Genomic DNA, 6,022 nt, shown 5'->3' with positions numbered 1-6,022 from the left:
CCGCGGGCGCGGGCCGGCCGCGTCGAGCGGGGCCATCGTCGCCATGCCGTTCGTGAACGCGGCGGCACGCGCCGCCGCGCACCACCGCCCCACCTCTGCTCGACGGCGTTTCCCCATGCGGTAGTATGGCGACTCGATGGAAACCCCGATGGACTCACACGAATGGCCCAGCCTGATCTCCCGACCCCTTCCAGCGCCGGCCAGGATGCCCAGGCGCTCGTCCTCATCGCCGAGGACGAACCCGAGATCGCCGAGATCCTGACCGCCTATCTCGCACGCGGCGGCCTGCGCACCGTGCATGCGGCCGACGGCCGCCGTGCACTGGAACTGCATCTGCAGCTCAAGCCCGACCTCGTGCTGCTCGACGTGCAGATGCCGCACGTCGACGGCTGGAAGGTGCTCGCCGAAATCCGTCATCGCGGCGACACGCCGGTGATCATGCTGACCGCGCTCGACCAGGACATCGACAAGCTCACCGGCCTGCGCATCGGCGCCGACGACTACGTGGTGAAGCCGTTCAACCCCGCCGAAGTCGTCGCGCGCGCGCAGGCGGTGCTGCGCCGTTCGATGGCCGGCTCGCGCCAGGAAGAACAGCGCGTGCTGCGGGTCGCGCCGTTCGAGATCGATCTCGAACACCACGAAGCCACGCTCGAAGTGGGCAGCGAACGGCACACGCTCGTGCTGACGCTCACCGAGTTCAAGCTGCTCGCGCAGCTCGCGCGCGCGCCGCGGCGCGTGTTCAGCCGCGCCGAGCTGATGGCCACCTGCCTGCCGGAAGGCGACGCGCTGGAGCGCACGGTGGACAGCCACGTCAGCAAGCTGCGCAAGAAGCTGGACGATCTCGGCGTGCAGGGCGTACCCGTCAGCGTGCGCGGCGTCGGCTACAAGCTCTGGAGTTGACCGTGAAGCTCGATGGCCTGAGCCGGCAGATCGCGCTGACGATGGCCGGGATGGTGTTCGGCGTGACGCTGCTGATGGTGCTCACCGCCACCATCTTCTACTACGTCGCGTTCAACTACTGGCCCGCGCATTTCAACACGAAGAACCTCCTGCCGACCGCGCCGGAATGGCTGTGGCTGATCGCCACTACGTCGGTCGGCCTCGTGCTGTCGGTCGCGGTCGCCGTCAATCTCGCGCGGCGCATCCTCGTGCCGCTCAATTCGGTCACCGACAGCATTCGCCGCGTCGCACGCGGTGATCTCGGCGCGCGCGCCGTCACGGGCGACCGCTCGCTGCACGAAGCCGCGCTGCTCGCCGACAACTTCAACGCGCTCGCCGACGAGCTGCAGCGCGTGACCAACGAGCAGGCGATCTGGAACGCCGCGATCGCGCACGAGCTGCGCACGCCCGTCACGGTGCTGCGCGGGCGCCTGCAGGGGCTCGCCGAAGGCGTGTTCAAGCCCGACGAAGCGCAGTTCCGCAGCCTGCTCGCGCAGGTCGAAGGGCTGACGCGGCTGATCGAGGATCTGCGCGTGGTCAGCCTCGCGGATGGCGGCCACCTGAGCATCGAGCTCCGCGACGCCGATCTCGCCGCCGACGTGCGCGCCGTGGTCGACGTGTTCACTCATACGCTGCAGGCCGCCGGCCAGCATCCGGTGCTCGATCTCGACACGCGGCGCATGTGCTGCGACCCGGTGCGCATCCGTCAGGCGCTGCTCGCGCTGCTGGAAAACGCGCGCCGCCATGCGGTGCCCGGCACGATCCGCATCCAGACATGCATTGAAGAAGGCATGTGCCGGCTGCGCGTCGAAGACGACGGCCCCGGCATCCCGGCCGATTTCGCGCCGCACGTGTTCAAGGCCTTTCGGCGCGTCGACGAGTCGCAGCCCGGCGGCAGCGGCCTCGGGCTCGCCGTCGTCGCGGCGATCGCGCATGCGCACCATGGCGAAGCCGTCTGCATGCCGACCGGCGCGGGCGGTACGCGATTCGAAGTGCAGTGGCCCGACAACCTCGTGCCGGCACCGGAAAACGAGCGCTTTCCGGCTTAACGCGCCGCCGTTACGTCGACTTTGACCGTCACGCTTGCGGTTCGCACCCGACCTGTTCGATCGGCGGGTTGAACCCGAGCACCGTGTACTCCCGCACGGACACTTTTCCTTTCCCCGCCGCGCCCTGCACGACGACCGCGCGCACCGCACCGGCCCGGTCGAATTTCAGGCGGGTGCCAACGGTCGCGTTGCGCAGCGCCTCCACTTCCTCGATCCGCGCGATCGCCAGCTTGCGCACCGCGCCGGACACGTACACCGGCAGGAACACCAGCGCGATGAAGATCGACACCGCATCCTTCGAGGCGGTGTCCAGCACCGGCTGACCCGACATCACGAGCGACAGCGACGTCGCCGCGACGAAGATCGCGAGCACGGTCGCGCCCACGCCGAGCGACGAGAACCGCTCGGCCGCCTTCTTCATGCGTGCCTTCACGAGCGCGCGCGTGGTCGCGGCGGGCACCAGCCATTCGCGCTGCGCGCCGTGGTACCCGGCGAAACCGAGAAACAGCGTCGCGACGGCACTGATGCCGATGGCGGTGTACAGCGCGTCGAACAGCACGCAGACGAATTCGAGCACGAACACGATCACCGGCGGCCACAGCAGCAGACGGAACGAATAGCCGTCGCGGCCATGCCCGCGGATCCACCATTTCACCGGCGGCAGGTCCCAGAAGCGGCTCTCGCGGCGGAGTGAAAGTTCTTCGTCGTCGGTCAATTCTTCACCTGTGGTGCTCCGTTGCATCGGGTGCGGCTGATGCGAATGATGCCCCTGAAACGGGAATGAATACCTGGGGTTATCGATTGATCCCAAAGATTCATTAGACAGTGTCTCCGCCGCCGCGCGATGCTGGCCCGGCCAGTGAACGCGGCGTCATCGCCACGCCGCGCACGAGAATGGAGTGAGACACATGCCTAACGACCACCGTCAACGGCGCCACACCCTGTGGCTGCTGTGCGCGCTTTCGTTCATCCTCTACGTCGACCGCGTCAACCTCGCGACTGCGGCCGGCGCGATCAAGGCCGAACTCGGCCTGTCGAATACCGAACTTGGCGTCGCATTCTCCGCGTTCGCGTATTCGTATGCAATCTGCCAGATCGGCGGCGGCTGGATCGCCGACCGGTTCGGCGCCCGCATCACGCTGATCGGCTGCGGGCTGATCTGGGTCGTGTCCACCTTCACCACCGGCTTCGTGCACAGCCTCGGGCTGCTGTTCGCCGCGCGCCTGCTGCTCGGCATCGGCGAAGGCGCGACGCTGCCCGCCCAGGCCCGCGCGATCACCCACTGGTTCCCGCGCGAGCGGCGCGGCGTCGTACAGGGCTTCACGCACTCGTTCTCGCGGCTCGGCAACGCGGTCACGCCGCCGATCGTCGCGGCGCTGATGACCTGGCTGTCGTGGCGCGCGGCGTTCTTCGTGATCGGCGCGGTCACGCTGGTGTGGCTCGCCTGGTGGATCGTCGGCTTCCGCGAATATCCGCTCGGCGACGAAGCCGGTCACGATCGCCCGCGCGCGGCCCGCCCCGCGCCGCCCGCCGGACCGACGCCGTGGGGGCCGTTGTTCCGCCGCATGGCGCCGACCATCTTCGTCTACTTCTGCTACGGCTGGACCGCGTGGCTGTTCTTCACGTGGCTGCCGACGTTCTTCCTGAACGGCCAGGGGCTGAACCTGAAGTCGACCGCGCTGTTCGCGTCCGGCGTGTTCTTCGCGGGCGTGGTCGGCGACACGCTCGGCGGCTGGCTGTGCGACCGCATCTACCGGAAGACCGGCAACCTGGCGCTGTCGCGCCAGAGCGTGATCGTCGCGAGCTTCGTCGGCGCGCTCGTGTGCCTGCTGCCGCTCGCGGTCGTGCACTCGACGGCCGGCGTCGCGCTGTGCCTGTCGGGGTCGTTCCTGTGCCTCGAACTGACGATCGGGCCGATCTGGGCCGTGCCGAGCGACATCGCGCCGGCCCACGCCGGCATCGCGAGCGGGATGATGAACGCGGGCTCCGCGATCTCGGGGATCCTGTCGCCGATCCTGTTCGGCTATCTCGTCGATCGCACGGGGAGCTGGACCGTGCCGTTCATCGGCTCGGTCGCGATGCTGCTGATCGGCATCGTCGCCGCGCTGCGGATTCGCCCGGAACGCACGCTGTCGGAATCGATGCCGGCGCTCGCGGATGCGCCCGCCGCGCCGTCGGCGCGCTGAAGCGGGTCGCTTGGGGTTTGCCTGCGTCGGCGGTCTTGCCGGCGGTGGCGTCGCAATTCACTGCGGTTCGCGATGGTGGTGGCTTGCTTGGCTTGCTTGGCTTGGCTTGCTTGGCCGGTTCGGTTGATTCGGCTGGTTCGGCTGGCTCGGTTGGCTCGGTTGGCTCGGTTGGCTCGGCTGGTTCGGCTGGTTCGGCTGGTTCGGCTGGTTCGGCTGGCTCGGCTGGCTCGGCTGGCTCGGCTGGCTCGGCTGGCTCGGCTGGCTCGGCTGGCTCGGCTGGCTCGGCTGGCTCGGCTGGCTCGGGTGACTCGGGTGACTCGGGTGACTCGGGTGACTCGGGTGACTCGGGTGACTCGGGTGACTCGGGTGACTCGGGTGACTCGGGTGATTCGGGTGATTCGGGTGATTCGGGTGATTCGGGTGATTCGGGTGATTCGGGTGATTCGGGTGATTCGGGTGACTCGGGTGATTCGGGCGGTTAGGCTGATTCGGCCTGCCCGGCTGACTCGGCCAGCGCGGCTGGTTTGGCCACCTCGGCCGGCGCGGCTGACTCGGCCGCCTCGGCTGGCAAACCGCGCCATTACACGCCGCCGTCATCCCCGCCCCCTTCGCGGTGAAACAGCGCGAGAAACTGCTGCGCGGGGATGCTCAGCGGCCGGTCGCGCCGCACGAGGCTGCCGTACGACGGCAGCTTCTGTTCGAGCGTGTAGTCGACGATCGCGACGAGCCCGTGCTCCGCATTGCGCTGCGCCACCGTCAGCGGAATCACGCCGAGCATCGGCGAACGGTCGACGAGGTTCATCGTGGTCAGGATCGACCCCGTTTCGACCAGCCCGCGCGGCATCGGCTGATGCCGCGCGTTGAACTCGCGCTCGACGACCTCGCGCGCCGGGCTGCCGGCCGGCTGCAGGATCCACGCGTAATCGAGCAGCGCGTCGAATTCCACGGGCCCCGCACCCGCGAGCGGATGGTCGCGGCCCGCGATGATCGCGAGCGCCTCGTCGTCCACCACGCGGAAGTCGCAATCGGTCCCGACGTGCCGCCCGATCACCACTTCGAGCACGCCTTCGAGAAGCTGCGGCATCAGCCGGTCGCTCGTATCCACCGCGATGTCGATCGCCAGCAGCGGATAACGCGCCTTCAACTGCACCAGCGCCTCGGTGAGCCGCCCCGGCGACGCCGCCATGATGCTGCCGATCGCCAGCCGCCCCGCGCTGCCGAGCTGCAGCTCGCCGAGCTCGCGGTTCAGCGCCTCGACACTGCCGCGAATGCCACGGAAATAGCCGAGCACGCGCTCGCCGGCCGGATTCAGCACGAGCCCGCGCCCGACGCGATCGAACAGCCGCTGGCCGAGCGCGCTCTCCAGCTCGGCCAGCATCTTCGTCGCGGCCGGCTGCGTGAGGCCCATCTGGTCGGCCGCCGCGCGCAGCGTCGAGCATTCGTCCACGGCCAGCAGCAGCGCGATCTGCCGCATGCGCAGCCGGTTCAGCAACTGCGGCGTCGAGTCTCGTCGGTCGATCGAGCCCATCTTTGATTACTCCAGGTTATCGATTCATCAAGAGTTTTCAATTTACCGACTCATTCCGTCTACCTAGCATGAACCCCATAGACAAACGGCCACGCGCCGCCACCGGAGACACCGCATGCACACCCCCTCGCCCGCCACGCCCCTGCCCGTCGTCGCGCTGACGCTCGGCGACCCCGCCGGCATCGGCGCCGAGCTGATCGCGAAACTGCTCGCCCGCCCCGACGCCACCGCCCACGCGAATCTCGTGCTGATCGGCGATCGCTGGCTGTGGGAAGCCGGCCAGCGCGTTGCCGGCGTGACGGTCGACGTCGAACCCGTCA

General features: G+C 68.7%; 5 protein-coding genes and 1 pseudogene. 4 read left to right on the top strand and 2 right to left on the bottom strand.

The genetic code is table 11. The features are described from left to right. Window positions 1-162 precede the first annotated feature (162 nt). Together G3N99_RS33040 and G3N99_RS33035 are read left to right on the top strand one after the other, a co-directional pair. Window positions 163-900: a response regulator gene (locus tag G3N99_RS33040; protein WP_174939601.1), complete on the top strand. Its 738-nt coding sequence runs from the start codon at window positions 163-165 to the stop codon at window positions 898-900. Between the two features lie 2 nt (window positions 901-902). After that, entirely contained in the window at window positions 903-1,988 is a 1,086-nt protein-coding gene (locus G3N99_RS33035) for an ATP-binding protein (RefSeq protein ID WP_174948213.1), read from the top strand. Between the two features lie 28 nt (window positions 1,989-2,016). On the opposite strand, the gene G3N99_RS33030 is transcribed toward G3N99_RS33035, so the two are convergent. Next, a complete protein-coding gene (locus G3N99_RS33030; RefSeq protein ID WP_174983865.1) occupies window positions 2,017-2,703 on the bottom strand; it encodes a hypothetical protein in 687 nt (228 codons plus the stop codon). 193 nt (window positions 2,704-2,896) lie between these two features. Between G3N99_RS33030 and G3N99_RS33025 the strand changes: the two genes are divergently transcribed. Beyond that, window positions 2,897-4,174 (top strand): MFS transporter, encoded by a 1,278-nt coding sequence (locus G3N99_RS33025; protein WP_174948215.1) that lies wholly within the window; start codon window positions 2,897-2,899, stop codon window positions 4,172-4,174. A 580-nt stretch (window positions 4,175-4,754) separates the two neighbouring features. On the opposite strand, the gene G3N99_RS33015 is transcribed toward G3N99_RS33025, so the two are convergent. Next, window positions 4,755-5,702, bottom strand: coding sequence for a LysR family transcriptional regulator (locus G3N99_RS33015; RefSeq protein ID WP_206124470.1), 948 nt, complete (start codon window positions 5,700-5,702; stop codon window positions 4,755-4,757). A gap of 115 nt (window positions 5,703-5,817) precedes the next feature. Between G3N99_RS33015 and G3N99_RS33010 the strand changes: the two are divergent. Next, window positions 5,818-6,022: pseudogene (locus G3N99_RS33010) on the top strand (4-hydroxythreonine-4-phosphate dehydrogenase PdxA); the annotation flags it as partial.

It is taken from the genome of Burkholderia sp. Ac-20392 (assembly GCF_017104585.1).
In the GTDB taxonomy this organism is placed as follows: Bacteria; Pseudomonadota; Gammaproteobacteria; order Burkholderiales; family Burkholderiaceae; genus Burkholderia; species Burkholderia lata.
The sequence above is the reverse complement of the archived record's forward strand: the minus strand, read 5'-3'. Positions and strand labels throughout refer to the sequence as shown.